15 protein-coding genes are annotated in these 16,445 nt (G+C 61.5%); 11 read left to right on the top strand and 4 right to left on the bottom strand.

Features of this window, described 5'->3' with window-relative positions:
- Positions 1 to 447 precede the first annotated feature (447 nt).
- Positions 448 to 1,923, bottom strand: a complete 1,476-nt coding sequence (locus tag GIW04_RS16845) for an inorganic phosphate transporter (protein ID WP_236479068.1) — start codon at positions 1,921 to 1,923, stop codon at positions 448 to 450.
- 332 nt (positions 1,924 to 2,255) lie between these two features.
- Positions 2,256 to 2,456, bottom strand: a complete 201-nt coding sequence (locus tag GIW04_RS16840; RefSeq protein WP_003189295.1) for a hypothetical protein — start codon at positions 2,454 to 2,456, stop codon at positions 2,256 to 2,258.
- 685 nt (positions 2,457 to 3,141) lie between these two features.
- On the opposite strand from GIW04_RS16840, the gene pcaR reads away from it, so the two are divergent.
- From pcaR to pcaC, 11 genes are all read left to right on the top strand, one after another.
- Positions 3,142 to 3,984: a pca regulon transcriptional regulator PcaR gene (pcaR, locus tag GIW04_RS16835; protein ID WP_003189296.1), complete on the top strand. Its 843-nt coding sequence runs from the start codon at positions 3,142 to 3,144 to the stop codon at positions 3,982 to 3,984.
- Between the two features lie 152 nt (positions 3,985 to 4,136).
- Positions 4,137 to 5,477, top strand: a complete 1,341-nt coding sequence (locus GIW04_RS16830; RefSeq protein WP_003189298.1) for an MFS transporter — start codon at positions 4,137 to 4,139, stop codon at positions 5,475 to 5,477.
- 248 nt (positions 5,478 to 5,725) lie between these two features.
- Entirely contained in the window at positions 5,726 to 6,583 is an 858-nt protein-coding gene (locus GIW04_RS16825; RefSeq protein ID WP_120247618.1) for a CoA transferase subunit A, read from the top strand.
- The gene (locus GIW04_RS16820) at positions 6,583 to 7,362 is read left to right on the top strand and encodes a CoA-transferase subunit beta (RefSeq protein ID WP_003189301.1); all 780 of its coding nucleotides are present in this window, start codon (positions 6,583 to 6,585) and stop codon (positions 7,360 to 7,362) included. The genes GIW04_RS16825 and GIW04_RS16820 overlap by 1 nt, the downstream gene beginning before the upstream one ends.
- Complete coding sequence (gene pcaF, locus GIW04_RS16815; RefSeq protein ID WP_169912507.1) at positions 7,359 to 8,561, top strand: 3-oxoadipyl-CoA thiolase; 1,203 nt, start codon at positions 7,359 to 7,361, stop codon at positions 8,559 to 8,561. Before GIW04_RS16820 ends, pcaF begins: the two co-directional genes overlap by 4 nt.
- 21 nt (positions 8,562 to 8,582) lie before the next feature.
- On the top strand, positions 8,583 to 9,287 hold the full coding sequence (gene pcaH, locus GIW04_RS16810) for a protocatechuate 3,4-dioxygenase subunit beta (protein WP_032893118.1): 705 nt from the start codon (positions 8,583 to 8,585) through the stop codon (positions 9,285 to 9,287).
- Position 9,288: 1 nt separating this feature from the next.
- Positions 9,289 to 9,855 carry a protocatechuate 3,4-dioxygenase subunit alpha gene (gene pcaG / locus GIW04_RS16805; protein WP_057711892.1) on the top strand — a complete coding sequence of 189 codons (567 nt, stop codon included), beginning with the start codon at positions 9,289 to 9,291 and terminating at the stop codon, positions 9,853 to 9,855.
- Between the two features lie 266 nt (positions 9,856 to 10,121).
- Positions 10,122 to 11,417 carry an MFS family transporter gene (locus GIW04_RS16800; RefSeq protein ID WP_003189310.1) on the top strand — a complete coding sequence of 432 codons (1,296 nt, stop codon included), beginning with the start codon at positions 10,122 to 10,124 and terminating at the stop codon, positions 11,415 to 11,417.
- Positions 11,418 to 11,427: 10 nt separating this feature from the next.
- A complete protein-coding gene (locus GIW04_RS16795; RefSeq protein WP_120247620.1) occupies positions 11,428 to 12,792 on the top strand; it encodes a 3-carboxy-cis,cis-muconate cycloisomerase in 1,365 nt (454 codons plus the stop codon).
- Between the two features lie 10 nt (positions 12,793 to 12,802).
- On the top strand, positions 12,803 to 13,594 hold the full coding sequence (gene pcaD / locus GIW04_RS16790; protein ID WP_120247621.1) for a 3-oxoadipate enol-lactonase: 792 nt from the start codon (positions 12,803 to 12,805) through the stop codon (positions 13,592 to 13,594).
- A 10-nt stretch (positions 13,595 to 13,604) separates the two neighbouring features.
- Positions 13,605 to 14,003, top strand: coding sequence for a 4-carboxymuconolactone decarboxylase (gene pcaC / locus GIW04_RS16785; protein WP_003189316.1), 399 nt, complete (start codon positions 13,605 to 13,607; stop codon positions 14,001 to 14,003).
- A 131-nt stretch (positions 14,004 to 14,134) separates the two neighbouring features.
- On the opposite strand, the gene GIW04_RS16780 is transcribed toward pcaC, so the two are convergent.
- Together GIW04_RS16780 and GIW04_RS16775 are read right to left on the bottom strand one after the other, a co-directional pair.
- Positions 14,135 to 15,034 carry a polysaccharide deacetylase family protein gene (locus GIW04_RS16780; RefSeq protein WP_094775204.1) on the bottom strand — a complete coding sequence of 300 codons (900 nt, stop codon included), beginning with the start codon at positions 15,032 to 15,034 and terminating at the stop codon, positions 14,135 to 14,137.
- Between the two features lie 82 nt (positions 15,035 to 15,116).
- Entirely contained in the window at positions 15,117 to 16,367 is a 1,251-nt protein-coding gene (locus tag GIW04_RS16775) for an OprD family porin (RefSeq protein WP_120247622.1), read from the bottom strand.
- Between the last annotated feature and the right edge of the window lie 78 nt (positions 16,368 to 16,445).

Below are 16,445 nucleotides of genomic sequence, written 5' to 3'. Positions count from 1 at the left end.
CGCTGGCCGAACGCAGGCTTGAATTCGTGGGTAACCCGGCAGGACGCCGGGTTAGCCGCCCCGCGCCATGGATGGCGCGTGGCGGCGGCCCACGGATTCAAGCCTGCGTTCGGGCACACCGAGCCTAAGCGAGGTGCCGAGTGGTGGGGCAAGAGCGCTTTGCTTACTTTCGCGCTTTTCGAAAGTGAGCCGCCGTCAGGGCGGAACCCTAAGTGGCCGTTACCGCAGCAATGGATATGTACACGGCCCAACTGTGTTGACTGTCAGGCCGCCATCGCAGGCAAGTCAGCTCCCACAGTTTGACTGCGGGGTGTCAGGTAGGTATGTGTCGGCTGTCCGGTCGCCACGGGGGCAAGATGCCTTGCCACAGGTGGACTACGGTGCGCTTGGAACATAAAAAAAGGTGCGACCCTCGCGGATCGCACCTTTTTTATTGCCGGCTGGCTATCAGTTGCCCAATGCCTTGGACGCCAACCAGAACAATCCGGCCGAGAGGCCTACGGTCGCTGGCAAGGTCAATACCCAAGCCATCAGGATGGTCTTGACCGTGCCACCTTGCAGGCCGCTCTTGTTGGCAACCATCGTGCCCGCCACGCCAGAAGACAGGACGTGAGTGGTGGACACTGGCAGGGCGAAGATATTGGCAAAGCCGATCATGGTGGCCGTGGTGATTTGCGCCGACATGCCCTGGGCATAGGTCATGCCTTGCTTGCCGATCTTCTCACCGATGGTCAGCACCACGCGCTTCCAGCCCACCATGGTGCCCAGGCCCAGGGCCAGTGCGACCGCGAGGATCACCCAGAACGGGGCGTACTCGGTGGTGGCGGTCAGGTCTTTGCGCAGCTTGTCGAGGTCGGACTTCTCACGGGAGTCCAGGCCTGGCAGCTTGCCGACTTTCTTCGCGGTGTCATCCAGGCAAAGCAGGTAGCGACGCACTTCGATGCGGTGGTCGGCCGTCAGCGAGTGGTAGTCCGAGACGCCCTTGAGGGTGCCCAGCAGCGCGTTGATCGTCGGTTCGGTCTGCTGCGGGTTGCAGCGGAACTTGCCCGGCAGGTCATCCTTCACGCTTTTGCCCAGGGCCAGGAACTCACCGAGGGTCTCGTGGTTGCGCTGGTAGAACTGGTTCAGGTGCAGGGTGGCGTCGCGGGTACGTTCGATCTGGTAGGTGGTGCTGCCCAGGTCCAATACGAACTGCGCCGGCACGATGCCGATGAGCACCAGCATGATCAGGCCGATGCCTTTCTGGCCATCGTTGGAGCCGTGCACGAAGCTCACAGCCATGGCCGAAATCACCAGCACCAGGCGGTTCCAGAACGGCGGGTGCTTTTTGTCGTCAAGCTTGCGGCGCTGGTCCGGGGTCTTGTGCATCTTCGACAGCGGGCGCCACCACTTCAGGCCGATCAGCACCAGGGCGGCGACCAGGAAGCCCGCCATCGGCGAGAACACCAGCGACGCGCCGATATCCACGGCCTTCTGCCAGTTCACACCGTCAGCCAGGGGGATGTCGTTGATCAACGCGTTGGCCAGGCCGACACCGAGGATCGAGCCGATCAGGGTGTGGGAACTGGAGGCGGGGATACCGAAGTACCAGGTGCCCAGGTTCCAGGTGATTGCCGCCGCCAACAACGAGAAGACCATTGCCAAGCCATGGCCGGTGTTCACATTGATCAGCAACTCCACCGGCAGCAAGTGCACGATGGCGTAGGCGACACCGACACCACCGAGCAATACGCCGAGGAAATTGAACACCCCGGAGAAGAACACGGTCAAGTGTGGCGGCATGGCTTTGGTATAGATGACTGTGGCCACCGCGTTAGCGGTGTCATGAAAGCCATTGATGAACTCGAAGGCGAGGACAAAGGCCAGGGCGAGCAACAGGCTCACGAGAACCCAAGCATCCAGTCCGCTGAATAAATCGATCATGAAGGTTTTCTGACCCGGTCGTAAGGGGGCGCGATTATGCCAGAAAACATCAGTAATCGATGCATTAGCTGCTCATCGGTAACAATCTTCCTGGAAAAAAATGCGGCAAGACGCACGCATCCCAGGGTTTTCGGGGCTTTGGCAAGTCTTTGATTTATAAAGCGCAGGCCCCAGAAGACGGGCTTTCTTCATGAAAACGCCATGCCTGAAACATTTGTATGAAATTTCGTAGGTGGATGTAGGTTGCTGACCAGCGGACGCTAAAGCAGGTGCCCTCTGCCAGTACTGCACCGGCAGAGACAGCACGACTCTTGAAGCTCGAACCGAAGCGCTTATGGCTCCTCGGTCTTGAGTTCCTGCTCGATCTTTTGGATTTCCTGGGCAAATGCCTGGTCTAGCAGGCTGGCACGTTTACGCCATGGCTTGCGTTCCGGCTCGGGTTGCGCGGCGTAGGTGGTGACTTCCCCGCCGTAGACATCCTTGTAACGTTGCTCCTGGCGCTCAAGTTCCGCGCGCAGTTCATCTTTCGTCACAGTATTACCTAATTGAGTTGAGTTTATTGATTGCGCAGCGTCATGCCTGAAAGTCGTGCTCGGGCGATACCAAATAAAACAGGCGAACCGTTCAAGTTGGTACATGGGCCTGAAGGCCGTTCTTTCAAGCGAGTACTTGTGACCGGCGTTGCCAGCAGCCTGCAATGCCTGGTGAGCTCCACTCCCGATGGTGATACCGGGCTGACCTCTGCACAGGTTGCATTATAGCGGCGCATTTGAATAACACTATCATCATGAAGTTAAAAAGCGTCAACGACATGTCTGGAGTTTGTTACATACCGCCGCGTTATTTGTGAACACCGTCATCTTCATGTCTACATTTGAGTTACACGCACATCTCATGTGGGAGCGGGCTTGCTCGCGAAGGCGGTGCGTCAGTCAACATGTATGTTGCTGGGCGGACCTCTTCGCGAGCAAGCCCGCTCCCACATGAGTTCTGCGTTGATTTCGCTTGATTGATCGGCATTAGGGTAGATGTCTACGCTTTACAGAGGCATCAGGCAAATCTGAAACGTTAGCGGGTGGGGTTGCGCCAAATTGCGATAATCGCATGATCGTCCGATAATCGCCCAATGTTGCCGCCGCTGGCTTGTGCGGTACGGCCGGCACGGCTTGTAATAGCCGCCAACCCTCCCGTGGTGATAACAAGAGAAGGCCCTTTGAAATGAACGATCAATTGCGCAACTCCTTTGCATCAGTGGCGCCGCCGATCGTGGCTTCACCGGCCAAGCGTATCCAGGCATTCACCGGTGATCCGGATTTCATGACGTCCCTGGCCCGTGGCCTGGCCGTGGTGCAGGCGTTCCAGGAGCGCAAGCGTCACCTGACCATCGCCCAGATCAGCCACCGTACCGAAATTCCCCGCGCCGCCGTGCGCCGTTGCCTGCATACCTTGATCAAGCTCGGCTACGCCACCACGGACGGGCGCACCTATTCGTTGTTGCCCAAAGTGCTGACCCTCGGTCATGCCTATCTGTCGTCCACACCGCTGGCTGTCTCGGCCCAGCCTTATCTGGACCGCATGAGCGAGCAACTGCATGAAGCCTGCAACATGGCGACCCTGGAGGGCGATGACATCCTTTATATCGCCCGTTCTGCCACTACCCAGCGCCTGATCTCGGTTGACCTTTCGGTAGGCGGGCGCTTGCCTGCGTATTGCACGTCCATGGGCCGCATTCTGCTGGCCGCCCTCGACGATGCCTCGCTGCAGGATTACCTCGACCATGCCGACCTGCAAACCAAGACCAGCCGCACTCTGACCACGCCGCAAGCGTTATTTGAATGCCTGCAACAGGTGCGTCAGCAGGGCTGGTGCATTGTCGACCAGGAATTGGAGCAGGGCCTGCGTTCCATCGCGGTGCCGGTGTATGACGCGTCCGGCCAGGTGTTGGCCGCGCTGAATGTCAGCACCCACGCCGGGCGGGTCAGCCGCAGCGAGTTGGAGCAGCGCTTTTTGCCGAGCATGCTCAGCGCCAGCCGTGAGCTGAGTGCGCAACTGTTTGCCTAACCTAAGATGTTCGGTGACCGCACAGATCCCGACTGGCTCGATTGACGGTGTTTCCCTTGGCTTATTAATGTGCGGCAGCGCTCTGAGGAGCTGCCCCCTATAAGAATGACGACCTCAGGTTGTCAGCCCGCCATCGGTGTGGAATAAAAATAATGAATCAGCCTTCTGTCGGTACCACCCTGGACGTACAGTCCTTTATCAACGCCCAGCCACTCTCGCGCTATCAGTGGCGCGTGGTGATCCTGTGTTTCCTGATTGTCTTCCTCGACGGCCTCGACACGGCCGCCATGGGCTTTATCGCGCCCGCGCTGTCCCAGGACTGGGGCATCGACCGCGCCAGCCTCGGCCCGGTGATGAGCGCCGCGTTGATCGGCATGGTGTTCGGCGCACTCGGTTCCGGCCCGCTGGCCGACCGCTTTGGCCGCAAAGTCGTGCTGGTCGGCGCGGTGTTGGTGTTTGGTGCGTTCAGCCTGGCGTCGGCCTACAGCACCAATGTCGACCAGTTGCTGGTACTGCGCTTTCTCACCGGCCTGGGCCTGGGCGCCGGCATGCCGAATGCCACCACCTTGCTCTCTGAATACACCCCCGAGCGGCATAAATCCTTGTTGGTGACCAGCATGTTCTGTGGCTTCAACCTGGGCATGGCCGGCGGTGGGTTTATTTCGGCCAAGCTGATCCCCGCGTTCGGCTGGCACAGCCTGTTACTGATCGGCGGCATCCTGCCGTTGATCCTCGCGGTGGTGCTGTTGGTTTGGCTGCCGGAGTCGGCGCGTTACCTGGTGGTGCGCAATCGCGGCACTGACAAGGTGCGCAAGACCCTGGCCCCTATCGAGCCAAGCATCGTCGCCCAGGCCACTCACTTCAGCGTGCCGGAGCAAAAAACCGTCAAGGCCCGCAATGTGTTCGCGGTGATCTTCTCGGGCACCTACAGCGCTGGCACCTTGCTGTTGTGGCTCACGTACTTCATGGGCCTGGTGATTGTTTACCTGCTGACCAGTTGGCTCCCCACCTTGATGCGTGACAGCGGCGCGAGCATGGAGCAGGCCGCGTTTATCGGCGCGTTGTTCCAGTTTGGTGGGGTGCTGAGCGCGGTGGGCGTGGGCTGGGCGATGGACCGGTTCAACCCGCACAAAGTGATCGGCACGTTCTATCTGCTGGCCGGGGTGTTTGCCTACGCGGTGGGGCAGAGCCTGGGCAACATCACGCTGTTGGCCACCCTGGTGCTGGTCGCCGGGATGTGCGTCAACGGTGCGCAATCGGCGATGCCGTCGCTGGCGGCACGTTTCTACCCCACTCAGGGCCGTGCCACCGGGGTGTCGTGGATGCTCGGCATCGGCCGCTTCGGCGCGATCCTGGGGGCGTGGATGGGCGCGACCTTGCTGGGCCTGGGCTGGAACTTCGAGCAGGTGCTCACGGCGCTGGTGATTCCGGCGGCATTGGCCACGGCAGCGGTGGTGATCAAGGGCATGGTCAGCCATGCCGATGCAACCTGAAACCGATCACTATCCCTGTGGGAGCTGGCTTGCCTGCGATAGCGGTGCTGAATTCACTCGCGCCATCGCAGGCAAGCCAGCTCCCACATTGACCCTGTTCTTTGCGATGGTTAGTTAAGCAACAATCGGTTCGATAATCGAACACTCAGTCGATTATCGGATTGTTTGGCCCATTACCCCGGCTTAACCTTCAAGCACTTCGGCGCCACCTCAGCGCCTTTTTCGATCAACACCGGGAGCCCAACCCCATGGCTGAAATCCTCACCCTGCGTGATGCGGTCAAGCGCTTCGTGAACGACGGCGATACCGTCGCCCTCGAAGGCTTCACCCACCTGATCCCTACGGCCGCAGGCCATGAAATCATTCGTCAGGGCAAGAAAGACCTGACACTGGTGCGCATGACGCCTGACCTGATCTACGACCAGTTGATCGGTGCCGGCTGTGCACGCAAGTTGATTTTCTCCTGGGGCGGCAACCCGGGCGTGGGTTCCCTGCATCGCCTGCGTGACGCGGTAGAGAAACAATGGCCGCAAGCGCTGCAGATTGAAGAGCATAGCCACGCCGACCTGGCCAATGCCTACGTCGCCGGTGCCTCGGGCCTGCCGTTCGCGGTGTTGCGTGCTTACGCAGGTTCCGACTTGCCCAAGGTCAACCCGCTGATCAAGACCGTCACCTGCCCCTTCACCGGCGAAGTGCTGGCGGCGGTGCCATCGGTGCGCCCGGACATCACTGTGATTCACGCGCAGAAAGCCGACCGCAAAGGCAACGTGCTGCTCTGGGGCATTCTCGGGGTGCAAAAGGAAGCGGCCCTGGCGGCCAAGCGCTGCATCGTCACCGTCGAGGAAATCGTCGACGACCTGAATGCGCCGATGAACAGCTGCGTGCTGCCGACCTGGGCGCTGACGGCGGTGTGTCATGTACCCGGTGGTGCGCATCCTTCCTATGCGCACGGCTACAACGAGCGGGATAACCGCTTCTATCAGGCGTGGGACCCGATTGCCCGCGACCGTGGGACCTTTACCGCCTGGATCGACGAATACATCCACGGCACTGCCGACTTCAGTGAATTCCAGGCCAAGCTGGCCACCGCGCAGGAGGCTAAGTAATGGCTTACTCCACCAATGAAATGATGACCGTCGCCGCCGCACGCCGCCTCAAGAACGGCTCGGTGTGCTTCGTCGGCATCGGCCTGCCATCGAAGGCCGCCAACCTGGCGCGCCTGACATCGTCGCCGGATGTGGTGCTGATCTACGAGTCGGGCCCGATTGGGGCCAAGCCCAGCGTATTGCCGCTGTCCATCGGTGATGGCGAGCTGGCGGAGACCGCTGACACTGTGGTGCCCACCGGTGAGATCTTTCGCTACTGGCTGCAGGGCGGGCGTATTGATGTGGGTTTTCTCGGCGCGGCTCAGGTCGACCGTTTCGGCAATATCAACACCACCGTGGTCGGTGATTATCACCAGCCCAAAGTGCGTTTGCCGGGTGCCGGTGGCGCGCCGGAAATCGCCGGTTCCGCCAAGAGCGTGCTGATCATCCTGAAGCAGTCGTCCCGTTCGTTTGTCGACAAACTCGATTTCATCACCTCTGTGGGGCACGGCGAAGGTGGCGACTCGCGCAAGCGTCTGGGCCTGCCCGGCGCCGGCCCGGTGGGCATCATTACCGACCTGTGCATCATGGAACCGGAGGAGGGCAGCCATGAGTTCGTGGTCACTGCGCTGCACCCCGGCGTGACCCGCGAGCAAGTGGTCGCCGCCACCGGCTGGGCGATTCGCTTTGCCGACCAGGTGAGCACCACCGCTGAGCCCACCGAGACCGAATTGACCGCCCTGCGTGACCTCGAAGCGCGCACTGCGGCTGCCCACGGCCAAGCACCGGGAGAAGCCTGATGCGCGAGGTTTATATCTGTGATGCCATTCGCACACCTATCGGCCGTTTCGGCGGTGGCCTGTCCACGGTGCGTGCCGACGACCTGGCGGCGCTGCCAATCAAGGCGTTGATCGAGCGCAACCCATCGGTGGACTGGAGCGCCGTAGACGAAGTCTTCCTCGGCTGCGCCAACCAGGCCGGTGAAGATAACCGCAACGTGGCACGCATGGCGTTGCTGCTGGCGGGGCTACCGGAAAGTATTCCTGGTGTGACCCTCAACCGCCTGTGCGCCTCGGGCATGGATGCCATCGGCACCGCCTTTCGTGCGATTGCCAGCGGTGAAATGGAGCTGGCGATTGCCGGTGGCGTCGAATCGATGTCCCGCGCTCCGTTTGTGATGGGCAAGGCCGATGCAGCGTTCTCGCGCAACATGAAGTTGGAAGACACCACCATTGGCTGGCGCTTTATCAACCCGCTGATGAAGGCCCAGTACGGCGTGGATGCCATGCCGCAGACCGCCGATAACGTCGCCGATGACTACCAGATTTCCCGCGCCGACCAGGACGCTTTCGCCCTGCGCAGCCAGCAACGCACCGCCGCCGCCCAGGCCGCCGGGTTCTTTGCCGAGGAAATCGTACCGGTGCGGGTCGCCCATAAAAAAGGCGAAACCCTGGTGGAACACGATGAACACCCACGGGACACCACGTTGGAAGCCCTGGCCAAGCTCAAGCCGGTCAACGGTGCAGACAAGACCGTCACCGCCGGCAACGCTTCGGGGGTCAACGATGGCGCCGCGGCGCTGATCCTCGCCAGCGCCGAGGCCGTCAAGCAACACGGCCTCACCGCCCGCGCCCGAGTACTGGGCATGGCCAGCGCCGGTGTCGCCCCGCGTGTGATGGGCATCGGCCCGGTGCCGGCGGTACGCAAACTGGTGGAGCGCCTAGGGTTGGCGGTCACCGACTTTGACGTCATCGAACTCAACGAAGCCTTCGCCAGCCAAGGCCTGGCGGTGCTGCGCGAGCTGGGTATTGCCGACGATGCGCCCCAGGTCAACCCCAACGGTGGCGCCATTGCCCTCGGCCATCCCCTGGGGATGAGTGGTGCGCGGTTGGTGCTGACGGCCCTGCACCAATTGGAAAAAAACGGCGGCCGCAAAGGCCTGGCGACCATGTGCGTTGGCGTTGGCCAAGGCCTGGCCCTGGCGATTGAACGCGTCTGATAACTAAAAGAGGATTGCTCCATGAGTGACAAGCCCGGTTACCGGCGCCCGCAAGCGGGCACTCAACCTGATTACCTGCACCCGGCCTACCAGTCGACGAACCTGCGTTCGCCGTCCCAGCCTTTGGTGTTCCTGCCCCATTCCTTGTCGGAAATCACCGGCCCGACCATCGGCGCCGAACGTATCAATGACAAGGACAACGACCTGACAGCCCAGCATGACGGCGAGCCGCAAGGCGAGCGCATCATCATTCATGGCCGCGTGCTGGACGAAAACGGCCTGCCAGTGCCGGGCATTCTTGTGGAGATCTGGCAGGCCAATGCCGCCGGCCGCTACAACCACAAGCGTGACCTGCACGATGCGCCGCTGGACCCGAATTTCACCGGCACCGGGCGCACCGTCACCGACGCCGACGGCTGGTACCAGTTCCAGACCATCAAGCCTGGCGCCTACCCGTGGGGCAACCACCACAACGCGTGGCGCCCGGCGCATATCCACTTTTCGCTGTTCGGCCCCAGCGTGCTGACGCGCTTGGTGACGCAAATGTATTTCCCGGGCGATCCGTTGCTGGAATACGACCCGATCTACAACTGCGTGCCGGATACCAGTGCCAAGCAGCGCTTGATCGCCAGTTTCGATCTGGAAAAAACCATTCCTTCCTATGCCCTCGGCTACCGCTGGGACATCGTCCTGCGCGGCCGCGACGCCACGCCGATGGAGAAATGAGATGACACTCAACGCGACCACGTCCCACACCGTCGGGCCGTATTACCACATTGGCCTGACCTGGCTGAACCGTGAAGACCTGACCGTCACTGCCACCCTCGGCGAACGCGTGGCAATCACCGGGCAAGTGGTGGACGGCAACGGTGATGTCGTCAACGACGCCATGCTGGAAGTCTGGCAGGCCAATGCCGCCGGCAAATATGCCCACCCCGAAGACGAGCAGGACAAAGCGCTCGACCCGAACTTCGAAGGCTTCGGCCGCGTGCCGGTGGATGCCCAAGGGCGTTTTCGCTTTACCACCATCAAGCCTGGCAGTGTGCCGGGGCTCAAGGGCACCACCCAGGCGCCGCACTTGGTGGTGCTGGTGTTTGCCCGTGGGTTGGTGAAGCACTTGCTGACGCGGATTTATTTTGACGGTGAGGCCTTGAATGGCGATGACCCGTTGCTGGCGTGTGTACCGGCCGAACGTCGTAGCACCCTGATTGCCAAGGCGGATGCGGCAGGGGTGTATCAGTGGAATGTGATTTTGCAGGGCACAGATAAGGAAACGGTGTTCTTCGACTATTGAGTTGGCTGTAGGGCCCCATTGACGATCGTTCCCACGCTCTGCGTGGTAATGCATCCCGTGACGCTCCGCGTCACCCGCGAACGGCAGGACGCGGAGCGTCCCATGCGGCATTCCCACGCAGAGCGTGGGAACGATCATCCAATGTGGGAGCCGGGCTTGCCCGCGATGAGGCCCTCTCAGGCTCCACCTATCCAAAAGTCTGCTTGCGGAACAGGGTTGTTGCAAAGTATGTCTAGGCTATAACCGTTCCCACTGAGTAAAAAAACATGACAACAAAAACCAGCCACTACACCGGAGAAGAACGCAGCAAACGGATCTTTGCGATTGTCGGTGCGTCCTCCGGCAACCTGGTCGAATGGTTCGACTTCTACGTCTATGCCTTCTGCGCGATTTATTTCGCCCCGGCGTTTTTCCCCTCGGATGACCCTACGGTGCAGTTGCTCAACACCGCCGGTGTGTTTGCCGCCGGGTTCCTGATGCGCCCGATTGGCGGCTGGTTGTTTGGCCGGGTGGCCGACAAGCACGGGCGCAAGAACTCAATGATGATTTCGGTGCTGATGATGTGCGGCGGTTCCCTGGTCATCGCCTTCCTGCCCACCTATAACGACATCGGTGCCTGGGCCCCGGCGTTGCTGTTGGTGGCGCGGCTGTTCCAGGGCTTGTCGGTGGGCGGCGAATACGGCACCACGGCCACCTATATGAGTGAAGTCGCGCTCAAGGGCCAGCGTGGCTTCTTCGCCTCGTTCCAGTACGTGACCCTGATCGGCGGCCAGTTGCTGGCGGTGCTGGTGGTGGTGATCCTGCAACAGGTCCTCACCGAAGAAGAACTGCGCGCCTGGGGCTGGCGCATTCCGTTTGTGATCGGTGCCATAGCTGCCGTGATCTCCCTGCTGCTGCGTCGCACCCTCAAAGAAACCACCAGCAAGGAAATGCGCGAAGACAAGGACGCCGGCAGTATCGTCGCGCTGTTTCGCGACCACGGCAAAGCCTTCATCACGGTGCTGGGCTACACCGCCGGCGGCTCGCTGATTTTCTACACCTTCACCACCTACATGCAGAAGTACCTGGTGAACACCGTGGGCATGCACGCCAAGACCTCGAGCTACATCATGACCGGCGCGCTGTTTCTGTACATGTGCATGCAGCCGTTGTTCGGCATGTTGGCCGACAAGATCGGCCGACGTAATTCGATGCTCTGGTTCGCTGGCCTTGGCACGCTGTTTACCGTGCCAATCCTGCTGACCTTGAAAACCGTGACCAGCCCGTTTCTGGCCTTTGTGCTGATCACCCTGGCCTTGGCGATTGTCAGCTTCTACACCTCCATCAGCGGCCTGGTCAAAGCGGAGATGTTCCCGCCGCAGGTGCGTGCATTGGGCGTGGGCCTGGCGTATGCAGTGGCTAACGCGGTGTTTGGCGGTTCGGCAGAAGTGGTTGCGCTGAGCCTCAAATCCATCGGCATGGAAAACACCTTTTATTGGTACGTCACCGCGATGATGGCGGTGGCCTTCCTGTTCAGCTTGCGCCTGCCGAAACAGGCGGCGTACCTGCATCACGATCTGTAAGGGATGAGTTATGACGTTGCGCACGAGCAACCAACTGTTCGACGCTTATTTCACCGCTGACAGCATGGCCGACGTGTTCTGTGACCAGGGGCGCTTGCAGGGCATGCTGGATTTCGAAGCAGCATTGGCCCGGGCCCAGGCGCGGGTCGGGTTGATTCCCCAGGCCGCCGTCGCACCGATTGCCCAGGCGTGCCTGGCGTCGCTGTATGACGTGGATGCCCTTGGCAGCGCGATTGCCACGGCGGGCAACTCAGCGATTCCATTGGTGAAGGCGTTGGGCAAGTTGATCGCCAGTGAGGACGCCGACGCCGAGCGTTATGTGCACCTGGGCGCAACCAGCCAGGACGTGATGGACACCGGCCTGGTGCTGCAACTGCGCCGTGGCGTGGAACTGATCGAGGCCGACCTGGCTCGCCTGGGTGATGTGTTGGCCGCCCAGGCTCAGCGTTACGCCACCGTGCCTTTAGCCGGGCGCACCTGGTTGCAGCACGCGACGCCGGTCACCCTGGGAATGAAAATCGCCGGTTGGCTGGGCGCGGTGACGCGCAGTCGCCAGCGCCTGGCCGAATTGAAGCCGCGCCTGCTGGTGCTGCAATTTGGCGGCGCATCAGGCACGTTGGCGGCGCTCGGCGAATACGCCATGCCCGTGGCCGAAGCCTTGGCCGCCGAGTTGCAACTGGGCTTGCCGGAACAACCCTGGCACACCCAGCGTGACCGCCTGGTGGAATTTGCCAGCCTGCTTGGCCTGATCGCCGGCAGCCTCGGCAAGTTGGGCCGCGATATCAGCCTGTTGATGCAGACCGAAGCGGCGGAGGTGTTCGAGCCCTCGGCGCCGGGCAAGGGCGGTTCGTCCACCATGCCCCACAAACGCAACCCGGTGGGTGCCGCAGTGTTGATCAGCGCGGCCACCCGCGTACCCGGCCTGGTGGCGACGATGTTCAGCGCCATGCCCCAAGAGCACGAACGCAGCCTGGGCTTGTGGCACGCCGAATGGGAAACCTTGCCAGAGATTTGCCGCTTGGTATCCGGTGCCTTGCATCAGGCAATTCTGGTCAGTGAAGGGTTGGAAGTGAATGCCGAACGCATGGCACAGAACCTCGACCTGACCCAGGGCCTGGTGCTGGCCGAAGCGGTGAGTATCGTGCTCGCCCAACGCTTGGGCCGCGACACCGCGCACCATCTGCTTGAACAGTGCTGCAAACGTGCGGTCGCCGAGCAGCGCCATTTGCGCGCGGTGCTGGCGGATGAGCCGCACGTCACCGCCGAGTTGTCAGCGGCTGAACTGGACCGCCTGCTCGACCCGGCCCACTACCTGGGCCAGGCGTCCACCTGGGTTACGCGTGCAGTGACCGAACATTTTGCTTTGACTGCCTGAGGAGAACGCTGTGGCTTTTGTACAACTCGCCGAGGGCGAACTGCATTACCAACTCGAGGGGCCCGCCGACGCACCGGTATTGGTGCTGTCCAATTCCCTGGGTACCGACCTGCATATGTGGGATATCCAGATTCCGGCCTTCACCGAGCATTTTCGCGTACTGCGCTTCGACACCCGCGGCCACGGCCAATCCTTGGTGACCGAGGGGCCTTACAGCATTGAGCAACTGGGCCAAGACGTGATCGCACTGCTGGATGCGCTGGATATCCAGAAGGCGCATTTTTGCGGGCTGTCCATGGGCGGCTTGATCGGCCAATGGCTGGGCATTCATGCCGGCGAGCGCCTGCAACGGCTAGTGGTGTGTAACACCGCGGCCAAGATCGGCACGCCCGAGGTGTGGAACCCGCGTATCGAAATGGTCCTGCGTGATGGCGCCGCCGCGATGGTGGCGCTGCGTGATGCGTCGATTGCGCGCTGGTTCACCGCAGATTTCGCCGCCGCCCACCCGCACCAGGCCAAGCAGATCACTGACATGCTCGCGGCCACGTCGCCCGAGGGGTATGCCGCCAACTGCGGCGCTGTGCGCGATGCGGATTTTCGTGAGCAATTGTCCTCGATCAAGGTGCCGACCCTGGTGATTGCCGGCACCGAAGACGCAGTGACGCCGCCAGCCGGCGGCCACTTTATCCAGAGCCATGTGCAGGGCGCCGAGTATGCCGAGTTCTATGCGGCGCACCTGTCCAACGTGCAAGCCGGCGCTGCGTTCAGCGACCGGGTTATCAAATTCCTGTTGGCCCGCTGAGGAGCTTTTTGTGGACGAGAAACAACGTTACGCCGAGGGCCTGCAGGTGCGCCGCGAAGTACTGGGCGATGCCCATGTCGACCGCAGCCTCAATGCCCTGACCGAGTTCAACAGCGAGTTCCAGGAAATGATCACCCGCCACGCCTGGGGTGACATTTGGACCCGCCCCGGCCTGCCTCGGCATACCCGCAGCCTGATCACCATCGCGATGCTGATCGGCATGAACCGCAGTGAAGAACTGAAACTGCACCTGCGTGCTGCCGCCAGCAACGGCGTGACCCGCGCCGAGATCAAGGAAGTGCTGATGCAGAGTGCGATCTACTGCGGGATCCCGGCGGCGAATGCGACGTTTCACCTGGCGGAGTCAGTGTGGGATGAGTTGGGTGTGGAGTCTCGCCAACAAGACTGAATATGAAATGCGATCTCCTGTGGGAGCTGGCTTGCCTGCGATTGCGGTGGGCCAGTCAATATTGGGCTGACTGACAGATTGCTATCGCAGGCAAGCCAGCTCCCACAGGGGATCGTCACAGGTTCAGGGCGTTAGTGGGAATCAGCATCCCACAGCCAATTCCACACCCCCGGCAGATGCACCGGCTCGTTCACAGCCTTGACCGTACGTGCCAGCGCTGCACGTTCCAGCGCGGCGTGGTCGGTATAGAACGGCTCTGCCGCTGTCTTCAATCCGTTGACCCGCGCGCTGTCCATCAGGATCTGCAAGTACTCCTGCATATGCCGCGCGGTGTAGCGGTTGATGTCATGGAAGGTCACCACTACCGGAATCACCCCCTCCACTGTCGGTAGTTCACCCAAGGCGATGCGTTCGCGCACCACCGACAGTTGCCGATACAGATTGGCGCGCCGACGCGGGCTGGCGTTGAAGCCCCAGATCTTGCCGTCATTGGCACTCAAGTCCGTCAACAGTACCCGCATGCCGTGGCGTTGGTAGGCGGCGAAGGTGCGCTTGTCGTAGTTCCAGAAGGGCGGGCGTACCAGCACAGGTGGCGCGCCCGTGATGGCGGCAATATCCGCAGCACCTTCGGTAAGGGTGTGTTCCAGGGTGGCGTCGTTGAGCCAGCGATGATTGGTGTGAAACGCCGTGGCGGTGTGGAAGGCCAGGACATGACCGGCGGCGTGTTCACGCTCCATGGTTTTGCGGCCCCGCGCGCTGCCACCGGAGCGAGCGGCTTCGGTCTGCAGGAAGAACACCGCCTTGATCCCCGGCAACACCGGATTGTTGGCCAGGTCCGCCACTACCGAGCGGCTCGGGTTGTTGTAGCCCGAGGCGCTTGGGCCATCATCGAAGGTCAGCAGAAAGCGGATAGGCGCCTGGGTTTTCAGGCGTTGTTCGGTCTGTGGCGTCAGGGCGACGGGCGCGCTGATACAGCCCCCCAGGCTCAAGGCCAGGGCAAACAGTGCGATTGCTGTAGCGAAGGGTTTCATGCCGTGCGGGGCCCGAGTAAAGGCCGCTGCTGGGGGGATCAGCAGCGGCAGGCGCGCACCATACAGTAAGTGCTATGCCGGTTTACAGCAGGCTAATCGGATAGCTGACGATCAACCGGTTCTCATCGAACTCGTTGTTGCTGTAATCCCTGCGCATGCTGGAGTTGCGCCAGCGCACGTTGAGGTTTTTCAGGGTGCCGCTCTGCACCGTATAGCCCACCTCGGTCTCGCGGCCCCATTCCTTGCCGTCGGTGACGGTGCCGGTGTGCACGTTACTGCCGCTGATATAGCGGTTCATCAGGGTCAGGCCCGGTACGCCGAGGGCGGCGAAGTTGTAGTCGTGGCGAACCTGCCAGGATTTTTCCTGTGCGTTGTCATAACTGGAGTTGTAGCTGTCGTTGGCCAGGGTGCCGCCACTGGTGCCGTTGACGCGCATCCAGGCACTGTCGCCGGTGAGTTTTTGCAGGCCGACGTAGAAGGTGTTGCCGCCGTACCTGGCTGAGAACAAACCGGACCAGGTTTTGTTGTCCAGGTCTCCGGCGCGAGCGCTGCCGTCTTCCTTGCCGTAAAAGAAGCCCAGGTTGGCGCCCAGGGTCCAGTCGCCTACGGGCTGGCTGTGGATCAGGTTGACGAACTGCTGGCTGTAGATGTCCTTGAGCTGGGCATTCCACACGCCGACTTGGGTGCGTTTGTCGTTGAATGCGTATTCGGCGCCCTGGAAATTGAAGCGGTCGGAGGTGAAGGCGGTTTTGCCGACCATCGACATGTCGCTCATGCTGCCGTCGTCCCGCGGGCTGTTGGCGCGGAATTGGCCGCCATAGAGGGTCAGGCCGTCGATTTCCTTGGAGGTGATCTGCCCACCACGCAGGGTCTGTGGCAGGGAGCGGCCGTCGTCGGAGCGCAGAATCGGCAGCACCGGCATCCATTCGCCCACCTTCAGCTCAGTCTTGGAAAAGCGCGCCTTGAATGCCACGCCGAGTCGACCAAACTCATCGGCTGGCCGGCCGTCATGGTCCAGCGGCAGCAACTGCGTGCCGCCCGTGCCACGCCCGCCATCGAGCTTGAGCGAGTACAAACCCAGCACGTCCACACCAAAACCGACTGTGCCTTGGGTGAACCCGGACTTGGCGTCGAGGATGAAACTTTGCGTCCACTCCTGCGCGCCACCCTGGGCCTTGGTCGGGTTGGTGAAGTTGCGGTTGAAGAAGAAGTTACGCAGGTTGAGGTTGGCGCTGGCGTCTTCGAAAAAGCCGTGCTCCTGGGCGAAAACGGGCAGGGCAGAACTGGCGACAGCAGCCGCCAGCAACAGCTGGCGCGGTTGGAAAGTGCTCATGGTGTGGACCTGTTGTTATTGGGTTTATGCAGGTGGCGGCCATGGTGCGTGGCGGTGCGGGGGCGATGAAAGTGGGGG

Origin of the sequence: Pseudomonas sp. PA-4-8C, from assembly GCF_021606625.1 — a bacterium.
Classification (GTDB): Bacteria; Pseudomonadota; Gammaproteobacteria; order Pseudomonadales; family Pseudomonadaceae; genus Aquipseudomonas; species Aquipseudomonas lactis.
This window is presented reverse-complemented; position numbering and strand designations above follow the sequence as displayed.